At 67.7% G+C, this 23,453-nt stretch carries 17 protein-coding genes and 1 tRNA gene; 6 read left to right on the top strand and 12 right to left on the bottom strand.

Annotated elements, in window-relative coordinates:
• Positions 1-78 precede the first annotated feature (78 nt).
• Together AC1RRR_RS19430 and AC1RRR_RS19435 are read left to right on the top strand one after the other, a co-directional pair.
• Positions 79-168 (top strand) — tRNA-Ser (locus AC1RRR_RS19430).
• A gap of 51 nt (positions 169-219) precedes the next feature.
• Positions 220-1,032, top strand: a complete 813-nt coding sequence (locus AC1RRR_RS19435) for a DNA adenine methylase (protein WP_492815538.1) — start codon at positions 220-222, stop codon at positions 1,030-1,032.
• Here AC1RRR_RS19435 and AC1RRR_RS19440 read toward each other — a convergent pair whose 3' ends face one another.
• Positions 1,033-1,458 carry a response regulator transcription factor gene (locus AC1RRR_RS19440; RefSeq protein ID WP_291872087.1) on the bottom strand — a complete coding sequence of 142 codons (426 nt, stop codon included), beginning with the start codon at positions 1,456-1,458 and terminating at the stop codon, positions 1,033-1,035. It abuts the gene before it with no gap.
• A 12-nt stretch (positions 1,459-1,470) separates the two neighbouring features.
• Positions 1,471-4,296: a PAS domain S-box protein gene (locus tag AC1RRR_RS19445; protein ID WP_492815539.1), complete on the bottom strand. Its 2,826-nt coding sequence runs from the start codon at positions 4,294-4,296 to the stop codon at positions 1,471-1,473.
• 164 nt (positions 4,297-4,460) lie between these two features.
• On the opposite strand from AC1RRR_RS19445, the gene AC1RRR_RS19450 reads away from it, so the two are divergent.
• Positions 4,461-4,844, top strand: a complete 384-nt coding sequence (locus AC1RRR_RS19450) for a response regulator transcription factor (RefSeq protein WP_454718034.1) — start codon at positions 4,461-4,463, stop codon at positions 4,842-4,844.
• On the opposite strand, the gene nagE is transcribed toward AC1RRR_RS19450, so the two are convergent.
• From nagE to AC1RRR_RS19470, 4 genes are all read right to left on the bottom strand, one after another.
• Entirely contained in the window at positions 4,841-6,580 is a 1,740-nt protein-coding gene (gene nagE, locus AC1RRR_RS19455; protein ID WP_492815540.1) for an N-acetylglucosamine-specific PTS transporter subunit IIBC, read from the bottom strand. The two genes, AC1RRR_RS19450 and nagE, sit on opposite strands and share 4 nt — an antisense overlap.
• Positions 6,581-6,598: 18 nt before the next feature.
• A complete protein-coding gene (gene ptsP / locus AC1RRR_RS19460) occupies positions 6,599-9,082 on the bottom strand; it encodes a phosphoenolpyruvate--protein phosphotransferase (RefSeq protein ID WP_492816570.1) in 2,484 nt (827 codons plus the stop codon).
• Positions 9,083-9,120: 38 nt separating this feature from the next.
• The gene (locus tag AC1RRR_RS19465; protein WP_492815541.1) at positions 9,121-11,394 is read right to left on the bottom strand and encodes a family 20 glycosylhydrolase; all 2,274 of its coding nucleotides are present in this window, start codon (positions 11,392-11,394) and stop codon (positions 9,121-9,123) included.
• 290 nt (positions 11,395-11,684) lie between these two features.
• Entirely contained in the window at positions 11,685-14,348 is a 2,664-nt protein-coding gene (locus AC1RRR_RS19470) for a TonB-dependent receptor (RefSeq protein ID WP_492815542.1), read from the bottom strand.
• Positions 14,349-14,643: 295 nt separating this feature from the next.
• Between AC1RRR_RS19470 and AC1RRR_RS19475 the strand changes: the two genes are divergently transcribed.
• From AC1RRR_RS19475 to nagA, 3 genes are read left to right on the top strand one after another with little or no spacing between them, the layout of a single operon-like run.
• Positions 14,644-15,387, top strand: coding sequence for a GntR family transcriptional regulator (locus AC1RRR_RS19475; RefSeq protein WP_291872081.1), 744 nt, complete (start codon positions 14,644-14,646; stop codon positions 15,385-15,387).
• A 14-nt stretch (positions 15,388-15,401) separates the two neighbouring features.
• Positions 15,402-16,475 carry an SIS domain-containing protein gene (locus tag AC1RRR_RS19480; RefSeq protein ID WP_492815543.1) on the top strand — a complete coding sequence of 358 codons (1,074 nt, stop codon included), beginning with the start codon at positions 15,402-15,404 and terminating at the stop codon, positions 16,473-16,475.
• Positions 16,475-17,611 (top strand): N-acetylglucosamine-6-phosphate deacetylase, encoded by a 1,137-nt coding sequence (gene nagA, locus AC1RRR_RS19485; protein ID WP_492815544.1) that lies wholly within the window; start codon positions 16,475-16,477, stop codon positions 17,609-17,611. The genes AC1RRR_RS19480 and nagA overlap by 1 nt, the downstream gene beginning before the upstream one ends.
• A gap of 62 nt (positions 17,612-17,673) precedes the next feature.
• On the opposite strand, the gene AC1RRR_RS19490 is transcribed toward nagA, so the two are convergent.
• The 6 genes from AC1RRR_RS19490 to AC1RRR_RS19515 all read right to left on the bottom strand — a co-directional run bounded on the left by AC1RRR_RS19490 (position 17,674) and on the right by AC1RRR_RS19515 (position 23,450).
• On the bottom strand, positions 17,674-20,742 hold the full coding sequence (locus AC1RRR_RS19490) for a TonB-dependent receptor (RefSeq protein WP_492815545.1): 3,069 nt from the start codon (positions 20,740-20,742) through the stop codon (positions 17,674-17,676).
• A gap of 293 nt (positions 20,743-21,035) precedes the next feature.
• A complete protein-coding gene (locus AC1RRR_RS19495; RefSeq protein ID WP_492815546.1) occupies positions 21,036-21,506 on the bottom strand; it encodes a chemotaxis protein CheE in 471 nt (156 codons plus the stop codon).
• Entirely contained in the window at positions 21,503-22,105 is a 603-nt protein-coding gene (locus tag AC1RRR_RS19500) for a response regulator (RefSeq protein ID WP_492815547.1), read from the bottom strand. Before AC1RRR_RS19500 ends, AC1RRR_RS19495 begins: the two co-directional genes overlap by 4 nt.
• A 6-nt stretch (positions 22,106-22,111) precedes the next feature.
• Entirely contained in the window at positions 22,112-22,495 is a 384-nt protein-coding gene (locus AC1RRR_RS19505) for a DUF8776 family protein (protein ID WP_454718044.1), read from the bottom strand.
• Positions 22,496-22,500: 5 nt separating this feature from the next.
• The gene (locus AC1RRR_RS19510; RefSeq protein ID WP_454718045.1) at positions 22,501-23,061 is read right to left on the bottom strand and encodes a chemotaxis protein CheD; all 561 of its coding nucleotides are present in this window, start codon (positions 23,059-23,061) and stop codon (positions 22,501-22,503) included.
• The gene (locus AC1RRR_RS19515; protein WP_454718046.1) at positions 23,061-23,450 is read right to left on the bottom strand and encodes a response regulator; all 390 of its coding nucleotides are present in this window, start codon (positions 23,448-23,450) and stop codon (positions 23,061-23,063) included. The genes AC1RRR_RS19510 and AC1RRR_RS19515 overlap by 1 nt, the downstream gene beginning before the upstream one ends.
• Positions 23,451-23,453 lie beyond the last annotated feature (3 nt).

Consider the following 23,453-nt stretch of genomic DNA (forward strand, 5'->3'; position numbering starts at 1 on the left):
TTGCGTCCCGGCGGCGACGCCGTTAGACATCGCGCCCTCGACCTCGGGAGGCTCAAAAGCCTCCTGGACCGGCGGCCTGGAGAGGTGGCAGAGTGGTCGAATGTACCGCACTCGAAATGCGGCGTGCCTGGAAGGGCACCGTGGGTTCGAATCCCACCCTCTCCGCCACCACCCTTTACCTTTGAACATCGCCGACCGGCCCCACACACGGGACCGCGCATGACGTTGGCCGCTGTCCCGTCGATCCTGAAATGGACCGGCAGCAAGCGCAGCCAGGCTGGCGAGATCGCTCGGCTGGTTCCGCCGCATGAGCGCTATTTCGAGCCGTTCGTGGGCGGCGGGGCGGTGCTCTATCACCTGGCCCGCGAAGGCGCGGCGGCCAGCGATCTCTACGCCCCGCTGATCGGCTTCTGGACGATGGTGCGCGACGCGCCGGAGGCCCTGATCGCCGACTATGCCGACCAGTGGCGGCGGCTGCAGGACGACCTGCCCGGCTACTTCTACGCGGTGCGGACCCGGTTCAACGCCGAGCAGCGGCCGACCGACCTGAACTTCCTGATGCGCACCTGCGTCAACGGCATCGTCCGCTTCAGCCAGGCCGGCGAGTTCAACAACTCGTTCCACCTGTCGCGCAAGGGCATGCTGCCGGTGCGGTTCGAGAAGGCCGTGCGGACCTGGTCGACGCGGATCCAGGGCGTGGACTTCGTGGTGCGGGATTATCGCGAGGCGCTGGCGCAAGCGCGCGCCGGCGACTTCGTCTATCTGGACCCGCCCTATGCCGGGAACCACCAGCGTTATATCGGCGGCATCGACGAGGCGGCCCTGTTCGCGGCGCTGGAGGACCTGAACCGGCGCGGCGTGACGTGGGCCCTGTCGTTCGACGGCCAGCGCGGCGAGACGGTCTATCGCGCGGCCGTGCCGACGGAGCTCTATCGGCGCAAGCTGTCGCTGGTCAGCGGCAATTCCGCTGTCGCCAAGGTGCTGAACGGGCCGATCGAAAAGGTGTCCGAGGCGCTTTACCTCAGCTGGTGATCAGTCCAGCTGGACGATCTGGCTGTCGTCGCCCTTGGGCGGGCTGCGGAACTTCTCGGGGTTCAGCATGGCCTCGACCCGCTTGAGCAGGTCCTGCGGGCCGAACGGCTTGACCAGATAGCCGTCGGCGCCCTGGCTCATCGCCTCGCGCACCGTGGCCACGTCGCCGCGCGCGGTCATCATCATCACCGCCGCCTTGACCTTCTGGTACTTGCGCAGCAGGCGCAGCACCTCCAGCCCCGTCATGTCGGGCATGTTGATGTCCAGCAAAACCAGATCCCAGCGGGCGGTCTGCAGGGCCTTGATGCCCAGCTCGGCGGTCGCCACGGACGAGACGCTGTAGCCGGCCTGGGCCAGCACCAGCTCGACGAACTGGCGCACCACGGCGTCGTCATCGATCACCAGGACAGCGGCGGACGCGGGCACGGCGAAACTCCCTTAGTGCATCATCTGGCGCCGAGGCGCGGCGTCGGCGACGGCGAGCTCGGCTTCCCAACGTCGGGCGACGCCGATCGTTCGCGAGACGAGGCCCAGTGTCAAATCCAGAGCGGCGGCATGGTCGCGACCGGCCTCGATCAGCGCCTCCAGCTCACGGCAGGTCTGGGACAGGTCCAGAAAGCCCATCATGCCCGACGAGCCGGCCAGGGCGTGGGCGTCCTCGCGTACGGTCTGAGCATCGCGCTGGGCGAAGCGGTTCTCCAGCTGCGCCACCAGGATGGCCAGCAGCGAGCGCACGGAAGCCGCGCCCATCGACTCGACGAGATAGCGGCGGGCTTCCTCGCCGGCGTCGGTTTCCGGTTTTGCCAGGACGGGCTGCGGAGACGCCCTGAAAACCATATCCAGCACCCGCTCCAGCGCCGCCAGGTTCAGCGGCTTGGTCAGGTGATCGTTCATACCGGCCGCCTCGCAGCGGGCCAGGTGCTCGGGCTGGGCGCTGGCGGTCAGGGCCACGATCGGGATGTCGGCGAACCTCTCGCCCGAAGCGCGGATCGCCTGGGTGGCCGCGAAGCCATCCATGACCGGCATCTGGCAGTCCATCAGCACCAGCTCGAACGGCAGCGCGCGCAGGGCCTCGATGGCCTGGGCGCCGTCCTCGGCCAGCCCGACCTCGCAGCCGTACTTGCTGAGCAGGGCCAGCATCAGCTCGCGGTTCAGCTCGACGTCGTCGACCACCAGGATGCGGCGGCCGGGCAGGCGCAGCGGTTCGGGGGCCGAGGCGGCCTTAGTCCCGGTCTGGACGTCGCCGGCCGGCAGGGCCAGCTCGAACCAGAAGGTCGAGCCATGACCCGCCGCGCTACGCAGGCCGATCTCGCCGCCCATCAGCTGGACCAGCTGGCGCGAGATGGCCAGGCCCAGGCCGGTGCCGCCGTAGTGGGCCGAGACCGACGAGCCGGCCTGGACGAAACGATTGAAGACGCCGTCCTGCTTGGCGGTGTCGATACCCGAGCCGGTGTCGACGATCTCGACCCGCAGGCGCGGTGCGGCCGCATCCCCGCCCAGGCAGGTGAGGGTCGCGGTGACCCCGCCCTTGGACGTGAACTTCACGGCGTTGGACAGCAGGTTCAACAGCACCTGGCGCACGCGGCCGGCGTCGCCGATCACGCAGGCCGGCGTGTCGGTGTCGATCATGGTCTTCAGACGCAGGTCCTTGGCGGCCGCCTGCGGCTCCAGCATGGCCACGGTCTGGCGCAGCAGCTCGGCCGGGTCGAACGGAGCCTTGTGCAGCTCCAGGGCGGCGGCTTCCAGCTTGGAGAAGTCCAGCACGTTGTCGATCACCGCGTGCAGGGCCTGGCCGGCGCCGTGGGCCAGCGCGACCCGCCGCTGGTCCTCGGCAGACAGGTCGCGGCTTTCGGTCAGCAGGCGCGTGAAGCCGATGATACTGTTGAGCGGCGTGCGCAGCTCGTGGGACATGTTGGCCAGGAAGTCGGCCTTGGAGCGCATGGCCGTCTCGGCGTTCAGGCGCGCCTGAGCCAGGGCGTCTTCCTGGGCCTTCTGGGCGGTGACGTCGCGCAGCACGTCCAGATAACCGGTCGGCCGGCGCGTGGTGTCATCGCGGATCAGGACCGGGTTGCTCTCCAGCCAGATCCACTCGCCCGTCAGCTTGTGGAGCACGCGCCAGCGCACCCGGTCGATCGGCTGGCCGGCGATCAAGCGGCCGAAGGCGTTGCTGACCAGGACCTGGTCGTCGGGATGGGTGATCTGCAGGGAAGAGCGGCCGACGATGTCCTCGGGCGCGTAGCCGGTCACCGCCTCGCAGGCCGGCGAGACGAAGGTCGCCAGGCCCTGCATGTCGCTGGTGACGATGATGTCGGTCGCGTTCTGGGCCATCAGCCGGTAGCGGTTCTCGATGGCCCGCGCCTCGGTCAGGTCCTGGATCTGGGCGATGAAGTGCTTGGGCGCGCCGTCATTCTCGCGCACCAGCGACACCGACAGCCGCACGGGGATGATCGCCCCGTCCTGGCGGATGTAGCGTTTCTCCATCTGGTAGCCGGGGATCTGGTCGGCCAGCAGCTGGTTCAGCAGCGCCAGGTCGGCATTCAGGTCGTCGGGGTGGGTGATGGCCTGGAAGTCCAGCGCCAGGGCCCGGGCGACATCGTAGCCGATGATGTCGCAATAGTGGGTGTTCAGCTTCAGGAAGCGGCCGTCCAGCCCGACCAAGGCCATGCCGATCGGGGCATGGTGGAAGGCGGTCTCGAATAGCTCTTCTTGCGCGGTCTTCTCGGCCAGCAGGCGCTGGTTCTGCTCGAAGGCCAGCTGGCGCGACATGGCCGCGCCCAGCAGCGAGGCCAGCACGCGCAGGATCTCGATATCGTCGTCGTCGAAGGCGCTCTTGTGCTCGGAGAACACCTTCAGCACGCCCAGCGCTTCGGCGGCGTGCATCAGCGGGGCGCAGACCATCGAGCCGACGCCGACCCGCACGCAGGCTTCGCGGTCGACGCGGCCGTCGGTCAGGGCGTCGGCACAGATCAGCACCTCGGCGGCGGCCACGCACAGGCCGGAGAAGCTGCCGTCCTGCTTCAGGCGCATGCCGATCAGGCTCTTGTCGGTGGCGGCGCGGTAGACGAGGTCGCCGCCGTCGACCAGCTCGACGATCGCACCCTTGGCGCCCGTCAGTTCGGCCAGATGCTCGACGATGGCCTGCATGAAGGCGTCGAGGTCGAGACCGGCTTCGGCCAGGGCCGTCTGGGCCGTGGCCAGGCGGGTCATGCGGTCGAGGCGCGCGCGCAGGGTCGCGACCTCGATCTCGTCGTTTTCAACGGCCATCACGGACTTTCTGTCCCGCCCAAACGTGGGCTCAAGCCTTATCCGTCGCGCAAAAGCATGAAGGGCGGGTTAGTCACGATGCAACCTGCGGCCCCTTGATCCCGTCGCGGGGCGCGGCAAGGCTGGAGTCGCGCTGCGTTCGAGCGCCCAGGACAGGATGACCCATGCCGTCAGTCGCCGTCGCGCCTACGATCTTCGTCGTCGATGACGACCCGTTGATCCTGGCGTTTCTCCAGACCGCGCTGGCCCCGCAAGGCTATTCCGTCGAGCTGTTCGAGACCGGGGAACGCATGCTGGGCAAGGTCCAGAGCGCCCCGCCAGCCCTGTTCGTGCTCGACGTCCGCCTGCCCACCACCGACGGCATCGAGCTCGTCCGAACCCTGCGGTCGATCGCCGCATGCGCCGACATCCCGATCCTGATGTTGACCGGCGAAGGCCGCCTGGACCGCATCGTCATGGCCATGCAGGCCGGGGCCAACGGCTACCTGATGAAGCCGTTCGCGCCCGAGCAGTTGAACGCCAAGATCCGGGATCTGCTGGCCGGCTAGAGCAGGCAGCGCATCGCTTCGCCGACGCGTTCGGCGGAGGGCCCCAGCACCACATGCACCGCGCGCTCGCCGACGCGGACGACGCCACGGACGCCGGCGGCGTTGAGGGCGGTCTCGTCGATGGCGGCGGGGTCGCTGACCACCACCCGCAGGCGACTGGAGCACGTACCGACGACCTTGAGGTTCGCCGCGCCGCCGAGGGCGGCGGCGAGTACCTGGGCCTTCTGGTCGTCCTCGACGGTGGGCAGCACCGACGGCGCGGCCTTGGCGGTCGTGACAGGCTTCACGGGAGCCGGAGCCCCCATGGCCTCGCGGATCTCGCCGGCGACGGTGTCGGCGATCGGGCCGAGCACGACTTGCAGCGCCTTGTCGGAGGGGCGCACGACACCGCGCGCGCCCAACGCCTTCAGCGCCGGCTCATTGACCGCGCCCTGGTCGGCGACGATCAGACGAAGACGCGTGGTGCAGGCGTCGACACTGGTCAGGTTGCCCGCGCCGCCCAGGGCCTGGACGAAGTCCGCGCCGCGTCCGCTGCCCGTGGAGACGATCTCGACGGCGACGGTCTCTTCGTCTTCGCGGCCCGGAGTCTTGAGGTTGAAGCGCTGAATGACGAAGCGGAACACTCCGTAGTAGAGCGCGCCATAGGCCAGGCCGACCGGGATCAGCAGAACCGGGTTGGTGGCCTTGCCGAAGTTCAGCACATAGTCGAACAGGCCCGCCGAGAAGGTGAAGCCCAGCTTGATGTTCAGGACGTTCATCACCGCCATGGCCACGCCCGTCAGCACCGCGTGCACGGCGTAGAGGGCCGGGGCCAGGAACATGAAGCTGAACTCGATCGGCTCGGTCACGCCGGTCAGGAACGAGGTCAGGGCCAGCGAGAACAGCATGCCGCCGACGGCCTTTTTCTTCTCCGGCTTGGCGGTGTGGTACATGGCCAGGCAGGCGGCCGGCAGGCCGAACATCATGACCGGGAAGAAGCCGCTCATGAACGCCCCGGCGCTGGGGTCGTCGGCGAAGAAGCGGCGCAGGTCGCCGGTCGCGCCGTGATAGTCGCCGACCACGAACCAGGCGATGTTGTTCAGCACATGGTGCAGGCCGGTGACGATCAGGATCCGGTTCAGGAAGCCGAAGACCAGCAAACCGAGCTCGCCCGAGCCGACGATGGCCCGGCTGGCGGTATCGACCGCGCCATTGATGCCGTCGTAGCCGACGCCGATAAGCAGAGCCATGATCAGGCCCGCCAGGCCGGCGATCATCGGCACGAAACGGCGACCGCTGAAGAAGGCCAGATATTCCGGCAGCTTGAAGGTCGAGAAGCGGTTGTAGAACAGCCCGCCGATCACGCCGGAAATGATGCCGATCGGCGCGCTCAGCTTGGCCAGGGCTTTCGCCTTGTAGGCCGCGCCCGCCAGGTCGGCGTGAGCCGTGACCAGGCCCGCCGTCACGTCCGCCGGGACGTGCAGCAGGGTCTTGGCGCCTTCGGTGGCGATCAGGAAGCAGACCACCCCTGCAAGACCGGCCGCGCCGTTGTTTTCCTTGGCCAGGCCCACGGCGACGCCGATGGCGAACAGCAGGCCGAGGTTCGAGAAGATGGCGTCGCCGGCCGCGGCCATGAAGCCGATGTTCAGCAGGTCGGGCTGGCCCAGGCGCAGCAGCAGGCCGGCCACCGGCAGCACCGCGATCGGCAGCATCAGGGCCCGGCCCAGGGGCTGGAGGATCTCGAGCGGAGACTTCATCGGAGACTTCATGGGGGATCAGGCTCCGAAGCTTTTGACCAAGGCGCGGACGGCCTCGGGAGAAGTCTGATTGAGCGCCTGAGTCGCAAGCGCGCGACAGGCGTCCAGGGACAGGGCGCGCACCTTGGCCTTCACCTCGGGCGCGATCGACGCCGTGGTGGAGAGTTCGGTGACACCCAGGCCCAGCAGGATGGCGGTGGCGGCGACGTCGGAGGCCAGGCCGCCGCAGACGCCGACCCAGCGATGGTGCTTGGCCGCGCCCTGACAGGTCTGGTCGATCATCCGCAGCACGGCGGGGTGCAGGGCGTCGATGCGGGCGGCCAGCTCGGGATTGCCCCGGTCCATGGCCAGCACATATTGGGTCAGGTCGTTGGTGCCGATCGACAGGAAGTCGGCTTCGGCGGCGATCAGGTCGGCGGTGACGGCGGCGGCGGGCGTCTCGATCATCACGCCCAGTTCGATGCGCTCGACCACGCCCATCTCGCGCTTGGCCTCGTCCAGCACGGCGCGGACGGCGCGCAGCTCGTCCAGGCTGGCGATCATCGGGACCATGATCTTGCACTGGCCCAGCGGCTTCACCCGCAGGATGGCGCGCAGCTGGGTCTTGAGCAGGTGCGGCCGCCACAGCGACACGCGCACGCCGCGCAGGCCCAGGGCCGGGTTCTCCTCAGCCGGGATCGGCAGGTACGGCGCGGCCTTGTCGCCGCCGACGTCCAGCGTGCGGATGATCAGCGGCTTGCCGTCCAGGGCCGAGGCGATGGCCTGGTACTGGCGGGCCTGCTCGTCCTCGTCCGGCGGGGTCTCGCGGTCCAGGAACAGGAACTCGGTGCGCAGCAGGCCCGAGCCCTCGGCGCCATTGGCCACGGCGGCCAGGGCGTCATTGACCGAGCCGGTATTGGCGAAGACCTCGATGCGGACGCCGTCCTTGGTCACGCACGGATCGTGGGCGGCGGCCTTGGCGGCGGCGCGGCGTTCCTGGCGCTGGGCCAGGGCGGTCTGGGCCGCTTCCAGCGCGGGAGCGTCCGGCGCCACACGCAGCGTGCCGCTGTCGGCGTCCAGGATCAGGGCCGCGCCGTCCTTGACGCTGAGCAGCGCGCCACCCAGGGCGACGAGCGCCGGGATGCCCATGGCGGCGGCCAGGATGGCCACGTGCGAGGTCGGGCCGCCCCGCGCGGTGGCGAAACCGGCCACGGCGCTGGGATCCACGCCCATCAGCTGCGAAGGCAGCAGTTCGTCGGCCAGCAGGATCGAGCCCGGCGGCAGCACCGTGGCGTCGTCTTCCTCGCCAGCCAGGGCCTTCAGCACCTGGCGCTCCAGGTCGACCAGGTCGTCGACGCGCTCGGCCAGGCGGCGATCGCCCAGACCGCGCAGGGCGTCGACATAGCCGCCGACGGCCGTGCGCCAGGCGTAGCCCGCGCTCTTGCCCTCGCCGATCAGGCGGCGGGCGCCGGCGGCGAGTTCCGGATCCTCCAGGAAGGCCAGGTGAGCGCCCAGGATCGCCTTGCGGGCCTTGTCGCCCTTGGCGGCGTTGGCCTCGATCTTGGCGCGGACCTTGTCGAGGGCGGCGGCGAGCGCGGCCTCTTCGTGAGCGACGCCCTCGCCGGCTTCACGCACGACGATGTCCGACGAGGCCAGGCGCACGGCCTTGCCGATCGCCAGGCCCGGCGCGGCCAGTACGCCCTTCAGCACGCCGTCGCGCGGCAGTTCGGCGGGACCGGTCGGTTCGGGCGTCACGACGGCCGGCGCGGCGCTCTTGGCGGCGACCGGAGCGCCCTCCCCCATGCCGCCTTCGATCAGTTCGGCGATCGCCTCGATAGCCGCCTCGGCGTCCATGCCGGACGCCACCACCTGGATCGCATCGCCATGGCGGATGGCCAGGGACATCACGCCCACGGGGCTCTTGGCGCTGGCCCGGCGGTTGACGGCCACCAGCGCGACCTCGGCCACGAACTTGCGGGCGGTCTCGGCGATCCGCGCGGCCGGACGGGCGTGGATGCCGTGCATCAGCGGCACGACCACGTCACGGGCAACCTCGCCTGCGGCCACCTGGCTCGCGGCCACGGCGCCGCCCACCGGCGACAGCTCCATCAGGAAGTCGCCGACCGAGATCGCCCGATCCTGGTCGCGGCGCACGATCTCGAAGGCGTCCAGATTGGTGATCACCACCGGGGTGATCAGGCTGCGAGCGCGCTGGGCCAGCAGGTCCAGGTCAAAGCCCAGCAGCTTATCGCCGGCCTTCACGCTCTGGCCTTCCTTGACGAAGACGGTGAAGCCCTCGCCGTTCAGGGCCACGGTCTCCAGGCCCACATGCATCAGGATCTCGACGCCGTTGGCGGCCCGCAGGGTCACGGCGTGGCGGGCGCGGTGCACGGTGGTGACCACCGCGTCGCACGGCGCGTGCAGGGTCGAGTCCAGCGGGTCGATCGCCAGGCCGTCGCCCAGCATCCGCTCGGCGAACACCGCGTCCGGCGTCTCGTCCAACGCCGCGAGCCAGCCCTTCATCGGGGCGGAAAGAACCAGATTGGACACGGTAGCTACTCTCAGTTCGCGGGCTTCACGGTCACGCGCTCGAGGACCCAGAACGGATCGAGCGTCTTGCTCGTGAAGCTGAGGCAAAGATCGACCTTACCGGCCTGCGCCGGCAAGCGGCCGCTGACCGTCGACAGGGCCGGATTTTTCGCGGAGTCGCCCAGCGGGATGGCGGCGATGCGCTCGCCCGTGCAGCCCAGGCGCACTTCCAGCTCGCCGCCCGGCGTGGCGGGCGCGTGCAGCGGGATCTTCGCGCGGTCCTTGCCGACCTGGAAGTTGAACGGGATCTGGCCGATGCGGGCGGTCAGCAGCGCGCCCTTGGGCAGCTCCGCGCCTTCCCAGATCCAGCACGGGTTGAAGATGTCGACATCGAACATCGCCCGCTTGTCGAAGGCGGCCGGCGCGTCGTCGATCATCAGCAGCGGCACCTGGCTGGTGCAGCGCTTCAGCTGGCCGCTGACGCGGGTCTGCAAGCTGGCCGGGTCGACCTTGTAGACACGCTCGCGGCCGAGGGCCTGGCCGTCCACGAAGGTGCGGGCCTTGACCGTCGTGCCCGCCGCCAGTTCCAGGGCGCCGGCATAGGCTGTCGAGGCCGTGGTCGGGGTCTTGCCATCGGTGGTGTAGCGCACCTCGCCCACGCCCAGCGGCGCGGAGATGTCGAGCTTGGTCTTGCCGCCCTCGCCGGCCGACAGCTTGGGGCTGGGCTCGAACGGGATGGTGTTGGCGGTGACGCCCAGCACCTTCAGCCGCGCCATCTCGGCGGGCAGGCGGCGGGCGAAGTCGTCCCAGTTGATTTCCGCCTCATGCGTCCAGCCGCGCTCGGCCAGGGCGATGGCGCGCGGGAAGGCCATCTGCTGCATGCGGACGTCGGTCTGCATGTGCTCGGTCCAGACATTGGCCTGGACGCCCAAGATGTGCTTGCGCTCGTCCGGCGTCAGCTGGGCCGGAGCCGGGTCGAAGGCGTAAACGTCCTTCAGGGTGATGATCTTGCCCCGCCCGGTCGGCTCTTCCCACGAGCCGCTCTGGCGGTGATCGAGATAGAGGGTCGGATGCGGCGACAGCACGGTGTCGTGGCCGGCCTTGGCGGCCGCGATGGCGCCGTCGATGCCGCGCCAGGACATGACCGTGGCGTTGGGGGCCAGGCCCCCTTCGAGGATCTCGTCCCAGCCGATCAGGCGGCGACCGCGCTTGTCCAGGCTCTTGCCGACCCGCTGGATGAACCAGCTCTGCAGCTCGTGCTCGTCCTTGAGACCCAGTTCCTTGATCTTGGCCTGGATCTTGGGGCTGGCCTGCCACTGCTCCTTGGTGGCCTCGTCGCCGCCCACGTGAATGAAGGGCGACGGGAAGATGTCCATCACCTCGGTCAGCACGTCGTCCAGGAAGGCGAAGGTGGCGTCGTCGGTGTTGTACAGCCAAGGGAACACACCCCAGTCGCCCATGTGGCTGGCGTCCGGCGCGGCCGTGCCCAACTCCGGATAGGCCACGATCGGCGCCAGGGCGTGGCCCGGGGTCTCGATCTCGGGCACCACGGTGATGTTGCGGGCGGCGGCGTAGGCGACCAACTCGCGGGCCTGGTCCTGGGTGTAGAAGCCGCCGTACTTGGGATCTTTCACGGCCGCGCCGGGGTCGTGGCGCCAGCCGGCGACCTGCGTCAGCTTCGGGTACTTCTTGATCTCCAGCCGCCAGCCCTGGTCGTCGACCAGGTGCCAGTGGAAGGTGTTCATCTTGTGCGCCGCCATGGTGTCGATGACCGCCTTCAGCGTGTCCAGCGACTGGAAGTGACGGGCGCTGTCGATCATCAGGCCGCGCCAGGCGAAGCGTGGGGCGTCCTCGATCGACGCGGCGGGGATGGCGACCGGGCCCTTGGCCGCGTCTGGCGTCGCCAGCTGCCACAACGACATGGCGCCGTAGAACAGGCCCGCGCGCTTGGCGGCGGCGATAGTCACGCCGCTCGGGGCGATGTCGAGCTTGTAGGCCTCGCCGGCCGGTCCTTCGCGGGTCAGGACGATGGCGCCGGCAGCGGGTCCTTCGACCACCACGGGACGGAAACCGCGCGAGCGCTGGATCAGGTCGGCCAGCTGGTTGGCCACGCCTTTGGCCTCGACATCGCCCTTGGCGACGGAGATCCGGGTCGTGGCGGAAAGCTTGAAGGTCCCCTCGGCGCGGACGGCCTTGGCTGGCGCGGGGGTCAGGGTGAGGCCTGCGGACTCGGCGCTAGCGGCGGTGGCGCAAAAGGCTGCGGCCAAGGCGATCGCCGAAACGGCGACAGTGCGGAGCGAAGTCATGTCACGCGGCCTCAAAACTAAGGTCAGTCGACAGCCGGCAAAAAGCGGGCGGGACAGCCCAGAGCGTGGCAAACGCCACGCTCCGTCTCCTTGGAAAAGAGGCTCTTGATCCGCTTTCGCGGATCAAGAGCCTCGGCCGTCCCGCCCCAGCTCCATGCTTGCAGTCAGGAGGGGATCGATCGCGTGGGGAGCCGGGTCGGTCATGGGCTGATCCTGACCAAGCTCCCCGCGCGAAGCAATTGCGCTGCGGTCGGAGGCTCCGGACGAGCCGGAACCTCCGCCGCCGAACATCAGAAGCTGACGTTCAGCGTGGCCTGCAGCTTGCGGCCCGTGCGGTAGACGCCGCGCGCGAGGGCCGTGGTGTTGGCATAGGCGTAGTACTCGGTGTCCAGCAGGTTCTGGCCCGAGACCGACAGCGTGATGTTCTGGTTCACGGCGTAACCGACCGTGGCGTCCAGGCTCTTCTGGGCGCGGACGAACATGTTGTCGCCGCGGTCCACGCCGGTGAAGTACTTCGAGCGCCAGTTGAACGTCGCCCGGGCCGAGAACGGACCCATTTCATAGAAGGGGCTGATGTTGATCTGGTTCTTCGAGCTGTACGGCAGCGGCGCGCCGGCCTTACCGGAAGCGTCAGCATAGGTGTAGTTGGCCAGCAGGCCGAAGCCGTGGGCGAAGTTCTGCTGGTAGGCGACCGCCAGACCCTTCACCTCGGCCGAACCCGCATTGAACGGACGGCTGATCTGATAGGTCGTGACCCGGTTCTGCGACTGGTTGAAGTACGATTCCGGCTGGGTCTGCGTCAGGATGTAGTTGTTGATATCCTTGTAGAAGACTTCGGCCGACAGGATGGCTTGCGGCTGGAAGTACCACTCGGCCGAGGCGTTGAAGTTGCTCGACTTGTAGGGATCCAGGTTCGGGTTGCCGCCGCCGCCGGTCAGGATGCCGTCCGACAGCCAGAAGTAGTTGGTCATGTCGGCATAGTTCGGGCGGGCGATCACCTGGGCGGCCGCGAAGCGGAACACCAGGTCCTCACGCGCGTCGACGATGATGTTCACGCTGGGCAGGACGTTGTCGTAGCTCTTCTTGGTCGTCTGCCAGGTCCAGTCGGCGGCGGCGTTGCAGGCCGCGCCGGGCTTGCAGACGTAGCCGGCGCTGTTGACCGAGGTCTTCACGTAGCGGACGCCGAAGTTACCGCGAATGTTGTCGGCCTTGAAATTGGCCTGGGCATAGGCGGCGTCGATGTTTTCTTCGATGTTCCAGTTGCCAGCCGTGAACTCGGCGGCGGCGAAGATCGAGGGCTTGGGCATCGAAGCGCCGGCCGCCAGCCACTTGCCGCTCTGGACGTAGTCGACCATCGACTGGCCGCTGATCCGGAAGCGATCCTGCATCTGGCTGTTAACGCCGTCGAAGCCCTTCAGGTAGTTGCCCGGGACCTGGCTGGCGGCGAACAGCGAAGCCGGGGCGGCGACGCCGGTGATGGCGATGCCGGCATATTGCTGGCCGGTCTCGTGCTCACGACGCTTGTAGCCGACCTGGACGCGCTGGATCACGCCGTCGAAGTCCTTGCCCAGGTCGATCTGGGCGTACTTCTCTTCGTCGGTCGTCGGCTTGGAAACGAGGTTGCCGCTCCAGCCCGGATCGGTCGCGAAGGCGGCCGGGTTGCCCAGCACGTTGGTCGTGTAGGACAGGTTGCCCGGGGTCTTCGGCGCGCCCGACAGGTCGACGGTGTAGTCGGCCCAGTTCAGGAACTCGAGGAAGACCTGACGCTTGGTGCCGCCGTCGGCGGTGGACTTGCCGATCTCGCCGTTCAGGTCCCAGCTGTCGCCCTTGTACCCGCCCTTCAGGTGGTAGGTGTCGGAGGTCAGGCCGGCTTCGCGGTACTGCACGTCCAGGACGCTGAGGGCGTTCTTGAACGAGGCCTTGGTCACGACGCCGTCCTTGACGGTCAGGTCGGTCAGGGCGCCCAGGCTGTTCCAGGTGTTGCCCTGGAAGGCGTACATCGACTGGTTGGTGTTGTCGTAGGTGGCGTCGATCTTCAGCCAGTTGAACTCGAACGACAGGGCGTCGGTCGGCTTCCACTGCAGGGCCGTGGTGTAGGTGGTGCGCTTGCGGCCTTGCTCGAAGTACGAGGCGCCGAAGGCGTTCGGGCTGCGGGCGTTCAGGTTGGACGTCAGGGTCGTGGCGCACGAACCGGTGCAGCCGCGGGTCCGCGAGTCCACCGGGTTGTCCGGGTTGCCGCCGGCCCACTGGTTTGCGGCGATGGTGCCGTAGCTTTCGACGCCGTCACGACGCAGCTGGTCTTCGGCGCGCTGCACCGAGAAGCTGGCGCCGAAGGTCTGGGCTTCGTTCTTCCAGCTGACCAGCAGCGAGCCCTGGGCGTCGCCCTTCTTGGAGCGGTCGTTGTACAGATAGCTCACCGCGCCGGCGATCAGACCCGACTTCAGGTCCAGCGGCTTGCGGGTGTTGACGATGACCGTACCGCCGATGCTGCCTTCGTCGATGCGCGGCTCGGGCGACTTGAACACCTCGACCTTGCCGACGATCTGCGGGGCCAGCAGGGCGTAGTTGAAGGTGCGGCCCGGCGAGTCGAGAATGAACCAGTCGGCGGACGCGACGGTCTGGCCGTTCAGCAGAGTGCGGTTCAGCGCCGGGTCGGTGCCCAGGATGCTGACCTTTTCACCTTGGCCAAAGGCGCGGTCGACGGTGACGCCCGGGACGATGGTCAGGGCTTCGGCGACGTTGGTGCTCGGGAACTTGCCGACATCTTCGGCGGTGACGACGTCGACAATGGCGTCGGCGCGGCGCTTGGACTCGATGGATTGCAGAAGCGAGGCGCGGATGCCGGTGACGACCACTTCCTCGACGTTGTTGTCCTGGGCCAGGGCCGGCGCGGCGGCGAGGACCGCCATGGCGCTAGCGGAGGCGGCCAGGACGGCCTTGTGGAAATACTTCATCGTTCAATTCTCCCCATTTGCTCGGCTGCTCGGACCGCAAGCCAAACCCCAAAGACCAATTCGATACCAATCAACCCCGGAAACCCCGTGGAACCTGGTACTTCTCAAGCCTCGGACGCTGACTGTGACGGATTTTTTGCATCTGACAAGGCCAAAAAGAAACCAATTGCAGACCACGTTCTTATTGGTATGAAAATGGTCATATGCTATCGAAGCAGGCGTGAGGCGCTGCTGGATGCGCGCCGATCGCGCATCCGACTTGGGCGGCGCCTTGGGGGTGAAGGGAGGGCTGTGAATGACGTTTGCTGAACGGATCGGCCGGCTCGACGCCGCCGGCGACCATGCTCCGCTCTACAAGCAGCTGCAGCGCGCGCTGCGTGAGGCCATCCAGAAGAAGGTGCTGTCGCCCGACGACGCCCTGCCCGCCGAGCGGGACCTGGCCGAGGAATTCAGCATCTCGCGCATCACCGTCCGCAAGGCGCTGGACGGCCTGGTCAGCGAGGGCCTGCTGACGCGCCGCCAGGGCGCGGGCACGTTCGTCGCCGCGCGCGTGGAAAAGAGCTTCTCCAAGCTGTCGTCCTTCACCGAGGACATGATCTCGCGCGGTCGCGTGCCGCGCAGCGAATGGATCAGCCGCAGCGAAGGCCAGGTGAACCCGGAAGAGTCGCTGACCCTGGGCCTGTCGCCCGGCACGTCGGTCTTCCGCTTCGCCCGCATCCGTTATGCCGACGGCGCGCCAATGGCCGTGGAATACACCACCATCGCCGCCTTCGCCCTGCCCTCGACCGAAGCCGTGGGCACGTCGCTGTACGAAGCCCTCGAGGCCACCGGCCATCGCCCCGTGCGCGCCCTGCAGCGGCTGCGCGCGGTGCTGTTCCAGGCCGAACAGGCCGACCTGCTGGGCGTTCCCGTCAAGGACGCCGGCCTGCTGATCGAGCGCCGCGGCTTCCTGCGCGACGGCCGGGCGGTGGAAGTCACACAATCCTATTATCGCGGCGATGCGTACGATTTCGTCGCCGAATTGAACTCTCTGTCCTGAGTTAGGAGTTGAGCTTGGAGGCGACTGTCATGACCCGTCCTGAGAGCCCCGCACAGCGGTTGTCGCCGGAATCGACGCGCATGTTCCTGGAGGCCGGCGAAGCCGCCTCGGTCGCCGCGACCCAGCTGACCGCCAATGCCCGCAAGATCGAGGCCCTGGCCCAGCGCCTGCGCGCCAACCCGCCGCGCGTGGTCGTCACCATCGCCCGCGGCAGCAGCGACCATGCCGCTACCTTCGCCCGCTACCTGATCGAGACCAAGGCCGGGGTCCTGACCTCGTCGGCCGGCCTGTCGGTCAGCTCGGTCTATGACGCCTCGCCCAATCTGGAAGGCGCCGTCGTCCTGGCCATCTCGCAGTCGGGCAAGAGCCCCGACCTGCTGGCGTCGGTGAAAGCCGCCAAGGCCGCCGGCGCCTATGCCGTGGCCCTGGTCAACGTCACGGACTCGCCGCTCGCCGAACTGGCCGACGAGGTCATCCCGCTGCACGCCGGTCCCGAGCTGTCGGTGGCGGCCACCAAGTCGTACATCGCCGCCCTGGTCGCCATCACCCAGCTGATCGCCGCCTGGACCGAGGACGCCGAGCTCACCTCGGCCCTGTCGAGCCTGCCCAAGGCCCTGGCGGAAGCCTGGACCCTGGACTGGAACCCGGCCGTCGAGAGCCTGAAGCTGGCCCGCAACCTCTATGTGCTGGGGCGCGGCGTCGGTTTCGGCGTGGCCCTGGAAGCGGCCCTGAAGTTCAAGGAGACCTGCGGCCTGCACGCCGAGGCCTTCAGCGCCGCCGAGGTGCTGCATGGCCCGATGGCCCTGGTGAAGGACGGTTTCCCGGCCCTGGTCTTCGCCCAGAACGACGAGAGCCGCGCCAGCGTCGACGACATGGCCAAGGGCCTGCGCGCGCGCGGCGCCACGGTGCTGATCGCCGCGCCGGGCGAAGCCGGTGACGGCGTGCTGCCGACCGTCTCGGCCCATCCGGTGCTGGAGCCGATCCTGATGATCCAGAGCTTCTACCGCATGGCCAACGCCCTGTCGGTCGCGCGCGGCTATAATCCCGACAGCCCGCCCCACCTCAACAAGGTCACTGAAACCGTCTGATGCTGGCTGCTCTCGTCAATGGCCGCGTCCTGACGGCCACCGGTGTCGAAACCGGCAAGGCCGTACTGATCCAAGACGGCAAGATCACCGGCGTCGTCGCCGCGTCCGAGGTTCCGGCCGACGCCGCGCGCACCGACCTGGACGGCGGCCTGCTGGTCCCCGGCTATATCGACACCCAGGTCAATGGCGGCGGCGGGGTGCTGTTCAACGACTCGCCTACGCCCGAAGCCATCGCCGCGATCGGCGCGGCCCACCGCGCCTATGGCACGACGGGCTTCCTGCCGACCCTGATCAGCGACGACCTCTCGGTCGTCGACCAGGCAATGCGCGCCACCGAGCAGGCCATCGAGCAGGGCGTGCCCGGCGTGCTGGGCGTCCATATCGAGGGCCCGTTCCTCAATCCCAAGCGCAAGGGCATTCACGACGAGGGCAAGTTCCGGGTCATCGACGAGGAAGCGCTGGCGCTGCTGTCGTCGCTGAAGGTCGGCAAGACCCTGGTAACCCTGGCCCCCGAGCGCACCACGCCGGACATGATCCAGCGGCTGGCCGACGCCGGGGTGCACGTGGCCGCCGGCCACACCAACGCCCTCTACGGCACGATGCGCCAGGCGCTGGACCACGGCCTGACCGGCTTCACGCACCTGTTCAACGCCATGTCGCCGCTGACCAGCCGCGAGCCCGGCGCGGTCGGCGCGGCCCTGGAAAGCCTGACCGCCTGGTGCGGCCTGATCGTCGATGGCCGCCACGTCGATCCGGTCACCCTGAAGCTGGCCCTGCGCACCCGGCCGTTGGACCGCTTCATGCTGGTGACCGACGCCATGCCGACCGTGGGCATGGCCGACAAGCGCTTCACCCTGCAGGGCCGCCAGATCGTGGTCCGGGACGGCGTCTGCGTCGGCGACGACGGCACCCTGGCCGGCTCGGATCTCGACATGGCCGGGGCTGTTCGCAACACGGTCCGGATGCTGGACGTGCGCCTGGAAGACGCGGTGATGATGGCCTCGGCCGCCCCCGCGGCGTTCCTGGGCCTGGAAGGCCAGCGCGGCCGGATCGCGCCGGGCTGTGCGGCGGACTTCTGCCTGCTGAACGAGGATCTGTCGGTCCGACGAACCTGGATCGACGGCGTTTCGGCCTAGCAAAAAGGGCGCTGACCGCGAGGTCAGCGCCCTTCTCGTTTCAGGTTAGGCCCAGTGGAAGCTTAGTACTTCCACTTGAAGCCCAGATAGAATTGACGACCGTAGTGCACGTACTCTTCCGAGATCATGCGGGTCGAGTCGTCGACCTTGCTGTCTTCCTGGTCGGTCAGGTTGATGCCTTCCAGGGTGATGGTGAAGTTGCCGATGTTGTAGCTGACCTGGGTATCGATGTTCATGGTCTTTTCCTTGATCCGAACATCGTTGTTGTTGGTGGCCGACGGGGCCACCTGGATCAGGTACGGGTCGCGATACGAGGCCGAGACGCGGGCCTTGAACGGACCCTTTTCGTAATAGAGCGTCGCGTTGTAGGCCTCGGGCGACAGGTTCAGCAGCGGCTGGGTGATCAGCAGCGCGGGCGAGGTCATGACCTTGGCCGCGTTGTAGACCGGGTTGCGGATCACGTAGTCGATGTCGCTCTTGACGTGCGTGTAGTTCACGATGCCGCCGAAACCGTCGAACGGCGCCGGCAGGAACGTGAACGGACGCTGCAGCGAGATCTCGTAGCCCTTCAGCTTGCCGCCGGGGCTGTTGATCTGGGTCGTGACCGTGAATTCCGTGCTGGCGGTGTTGCCGTTCGACAGCAGGTTGTCCGGCAGGCCGGTCTCGGTCCACGGCATGTTGATCGCCGAGGTCTGGATGTAGGACTTGATGTCCTTCTGGAAGAGCCCGATCGAGAACAGGGTTTCCTTGTCCGGATACCACTCGAAGCCGAGGTCCAGATTGTTGGACAGCATCGGGTTCAGGTCCGGATTGCCCCGGGTGATCGTCTGGGCCTGCTGGTTGATCGCCGTGTAGCCCGGCGTCAGGTTCTGCAGCTGCGGACGCGTCATCGTCTTGGCGGCGGCGAAGCGGACATAGAAGTTGTCGAACGGCTGGGCCGAGACGTTCAGGGACGGCAGCGTGTTGTGGTACTGGCGCGAAGTCGACTGAACGGCGTCGATCGGGGTGCGCTGCGAGAAGGTCCCGCCCAGGGTCGTCACCGTCAGCGGGGTGTTACCCGTGCTGTAGTGGCCCGTGGCGGCCTGCTCGGTCTTCACATACCGCACGCCGATATTGCCGCGCACCGGGATGTTGAAGATGTCGTAGTCGAAGTCGCCTTGCAGATAGAGGGCCGTGTCCTTCTCGCTGATGCTGCGCACCGCGCCCAGCTGGTTCAGGACGCTCAGGCGGAAGTCGCCGTTGGCGTTGACGCAGTCACAGTCGTAACCGAGCTTTTGCTTCAGCTTCTCGAGGTCCGGCGCCAGCCACGACGTCGGCACGCCCGACGGCAGGTCCAGACCGCGACCGAAGCCGGAGATCACGCGCGAGACGTCGGCGACCGACACGCCCGCGGGCAGGCCGAAGGCGGCTTCGTTGGTGAAGGTGGTGGCCGTGTTGCCCGCCAGGACGCGCGAGTTGAGGCGCTTTTCCCACGAGCTGAAGCCGTACTCCTTGTAGGCGCCGCCGTAGCGCAGCTTGAAGCCGTCCAGGATCTGGTAGTCGATGTCGGCCCGGATGGTCTTGAAGGTGTTGACCGCCTTGCTGGGACGCAGGCGCAGCAGCGAGGCGTCGCCCAGGGCGTTGCTGGCGCTGTACTGGTAGTTGGCGGGATTGGTCGGATCGAAGCCGTAGTTGAAGTTCGGCAGCTTGTCGTTCTGCGAATAGTCGTAGCTGTAGCCGTCGCTGTCGTAGCGATCGAACGAGAAGGTCGTCTGGACCGGGTTGTCCTGGATCGAGCGCGACTGGCCGTAGGTCACCTTCAGATTGCCGGCTTCGCCGAACTTGGTGTCGTAGGTCAGGACGAGCTGGTTGAACTCGGTCTTCAGGTCGTCGTGGCGATATTCGACCCGGGCGTCGACGTCGTCGAACGTGCCCTTGATCAGGGTGCCCTTGCTGTCGGCCGTGAAGTTCACGACGTCCGTCTGGGGCAAGCCCGCGCCGCTGCGGCTGAACGAGATGATTTCCAGATAGGTCTCGTCGCGGTTGTTGGTGAACTTGGCCAGCATCCCGTCGAGGGTCAGGGTCGAGCGATCGTTCGGACGCCATTGCAGCGAACCAGTCACCCCCAGACGCTTCTGGTCGTAGTCCAGGCGGCCGTAGCGCGGGATCCGCGGGTGCCAGAGGGCGTTGGCGGCGCCGGCTTTGGCGGGCGTCGTGCCGGTGACCGGCACGCGGGCGCCGGTGACCGGGTCATAGCCGTAGCCGATGCTGCTGTCGGCGCAGGCCGCCGAGTTCGAGAAGGTCGTGCCGCCGGGCGTATAGCCTGCGGTCTGCGGATTGTAGGCCGCGCCGAAGCACGGGAAGGCCGTCGACGAATTGTTGGCGACCGACGGGTTTTCCCAGCGGCCGGTCGAGGAGCCCTCTTCGCGCTGGGCGCGGGTGGCGTAGGCGACCGACAGCAGCGCGCCGAATTCACCGATCCCGGTGTCCCACCGGTCGCTGATCAGGAAGGTGTAGCGCGGGTCGCTCTTTCGCGAGAGATCGTTCCAGCCGATCTTGCCCGACGCGCTCATCGTGAACTTGCTGAAGTCGAACGGGCGCGAGGCCTGCAGGTCGACGATCGCGCCCAGCGAGCCTTCTTCGTTGCTGGCCGAGGTCGACTTGCGCACGGTGACGCTGTTGAACAGCTCCGAGGCGAAGATCGAGAAGTCGAACTGACGGCTGCGGTTGGCGCCGCCCGAACCGTCCTTGCCGCCGGTGGTGGCCAGGGCTTCCAGGCCGTTCAGGCGCACGACGGTGAAGTCGGCGTTCAGACCGCGGACGGTGATGGTGCGGCCTTCGCCGCCGTCACGGTCGATCGACACGCCCGGCACGCGCTGCAGCGATTCCGCCAGGTTCAGGTCGGGGAAATCGGCGATGTCCTGGGCTTTGATGACGTCGACGAGGTCGTTTTCACGACGCTTCACGTCCAGGGCGTTGGCCAGCGAGGCGCGGAAGCCCGTAACGACGACGGCTTCGACTTCTTCGCTTGCGGCGGCTGGGGCTGGTGCGGTTTGAGCGGCTGCGGCGCCGGCGTACATCGCCAGGGCCAGCGCGCCAACGGACACGCCGTAGTGCAGGACGCGCACGCGTCCCGTGAACTTCTTGGACATAGAACCTCCTCCCGTGTCGACCATTTGGTCGGTGCGAGGCGACGTCACCGCCGCCTTCGGCCTTCTTTCCGGCCTCGCGTCCTTCCCACGAGACCGGCGTCCAGCCTTATTTGATCTTCATTTTTGCCACCGGTGTCAGAACCGAACTATGGTTTTTGACACCGGTATCAGACTGCTAACAAAGCCCGATGCGGCCGACAAGGCCACAAAGCGGTCACAACCTGCGGAGTTTGTAACTCCGTTGCGGTTTCGACACATAGCGGCGTTCTGTCACACGGCCGCTGGAGAGGGCTTCAGCCCTCTTCCGGCTTGTAGTGGCTGACCTGGTACAGGCCCTGCAACATGGCGTCGCGATGCTCGACCGGCAGCTCGGCGCCGTGGGCCCGCAGCAGCTTCATGGCGTTGAGGTGCACGTCCACGGCGTCCCAGCGCCAGGCGCCGGCGGAGGCGCAGCTATCGGCCAGGCCGCACAGCGACATCGCCGCCTTGTCGATCCCGGCGTCCGCGACGAACAGGCTGACGTCGATGACGCGCGAGGCCAGCAGGTACAGCACCTCGGCGTTCTCGCTCGCGCGATCGGGCGCGGCCTTGCCGAAACGGCGCTCGATCTCGCCCAGAGCCTCATCCAGCGCGGCCATCGACGACTCGCGCAGGGTCTCGACCCCGGCCTCGGCGGCGGCGACGGCGTCCTTGGCCAGGATGCCGCCCTTGTCCTTGATCAGCGAGGCGAGGCGGTTGGGGGGACGGAACTTGCGGACGGTCATATCTGCACCTTGGCTGGGCGCATCAGGTTGGCGATTTCGTCGTCCGACATGTTGGGCGTCTGCGCATCGCCCACCTCTGCCGGGAGGTCATCCTTCCGCCGTCCGTCCGTCCCCGGCGGGGGTCCCTCGTGCTTGAATCGCCTGTCTGGCCCAATGAAACTATCACATTCGATAAATTGTCGCTCCTCGCGCGCCACCCAGAAGATGCGCTCCAGCAGCACCTTGGGCGTGATCGGCTTGGCCACGACGTAGTTGGAGCCCGCGTCGCGCAGCTTGAAGATCTGCGAGGTGCGGGTGTGACCGGTGACCAGGATCACCGGGATGTAGCGATTGGTCTCGCCGCCCTCGCGGCGCAGCCACTCGATGAATTCGATGCCGTCGGTGACGGGCATCTGCACGTCGCTGATGATCAGGTCGAAGGTCTTGGTACGGATCAGCGCCTGAGCGTCGGCGACGGTCTCGGCGCGATACAGCTGCTTGACGCCGAAGCCCGAGACGACCTGCGACAAAATGTCCAGCGAGGCGCCGTTGTCGTCCAGTACGAGCACCGTGGCTCGTTCGAGATTGATCCGTGCCGAGGGGAGGAGCGCTTCCGGCATCGGCCGCTAGAAGAAGTCCAGCTCGCCGGCCTCGGCGCGTTCGCCCAGTTCCTCGGCGCGCAGGCGCATGGCCATGTCGGACAGGCCCAGGCCGTTCAGGACCGGCGCGATCGACATCGCCCATTCACCGGAGGCGTGCAGGCCGACGCGCTCGAGCACCTCGGACAGGCCGTGCAGGCGCTGGCTCAGCTCGTCCAGGGCCTGCAGGCGCGCGAGGTTCTCGACCGTGGCCCCGCCCTCCTTGGCCAGGTCGCCGACCAGATGCTCGCAGTCGCGGCAGATGGCGGCGGCCGAGGCCAGCTCCGCCGCCAGACGACGCGACAACTCCTGGACCGGGAGGTGATCCTCGGTCGGGGCGATCGGCGTCAACGGCAGCGGCGATGAGCTCATGGGCGCTAGAACAGATCCACATCGCCGCTGGAAGCGGCAGGCATCGGGGCGGGCGCGGGACGACGAACGTCCTGCGGAGCGTTGTCGACGGCCACCAGGCGCTGGCGGACGCGGCCCGAGGTCGGCCAGAACTCGACGCGACGGGCAGAAACCCCGCCGGTGCTGGACGAGACGATCGGGATGCCTTCGTCGCGCAGGAAACGTTCCGCAAACGCGGAGTTGCTGGCGCCGACGTCCGACAGGCCGTCGAACAGCTTGGCGCCGCCGAAGATCTTGGCTTCCAGCCGCTCGCGGCGCGCGCCGCGCTTCAGCAGGTCGTTGATCAGCAGTTCCATGGCGTAGGCGCCGTAGCGGACGGCGTCGCCGCCCCCGCGTCCGTCGCCTTCCGGCAGCAGGAAGTGGTTCATGCCGCCGACGCCGGCTTGCGGGTCGCGGATGCAGGCGGCGATGCACGAGCCCAGCACGGTGGTCATGACGACCTGCGGGTCGGTCGTCACATGGCTTTCGCCTTGGGTCACGTGAACCTTGATCGCCCGTTCCGGGTCGTCGTTGTGTGCGAACTGCATCAGGTCAATGCTCCGAAGACCTGTTCGATCTTCTCTCGCAACCCCTGCACCGTGAACGGCTTGACGCAGTAGTTGTTGACGCCGAACTGCACGGCGCGCTGGACCAGTTCACGGTCGGCGCGGCCCGTCAGCATGACGAAGGCCGTTTGGCGGATCGGCGGGTGCGAGCGCACCGCGCGCAGCAGGGCCAGGCCATCCATCTTCGGCATGTTGAAGTCCGAGATGACGAGGTTGGCCGGCTTGGCCAGGAGGTTCTTGAGAGCCTCCTCGCCATCGGGCGCCTCACGGATGTCCTTGAAGCCGATCTGCTGCAACGCATTGCGGATCAGAGCCCGCATGGTGAGCTGGTCGTCGACCACGAGTACGGAGATGGAGCTAGCTTGCGGCATGGT

The sequence above is a fragment of the Caulobacter sp. GW821-FHT12D05 genome, from assembly GCF_058807295.1.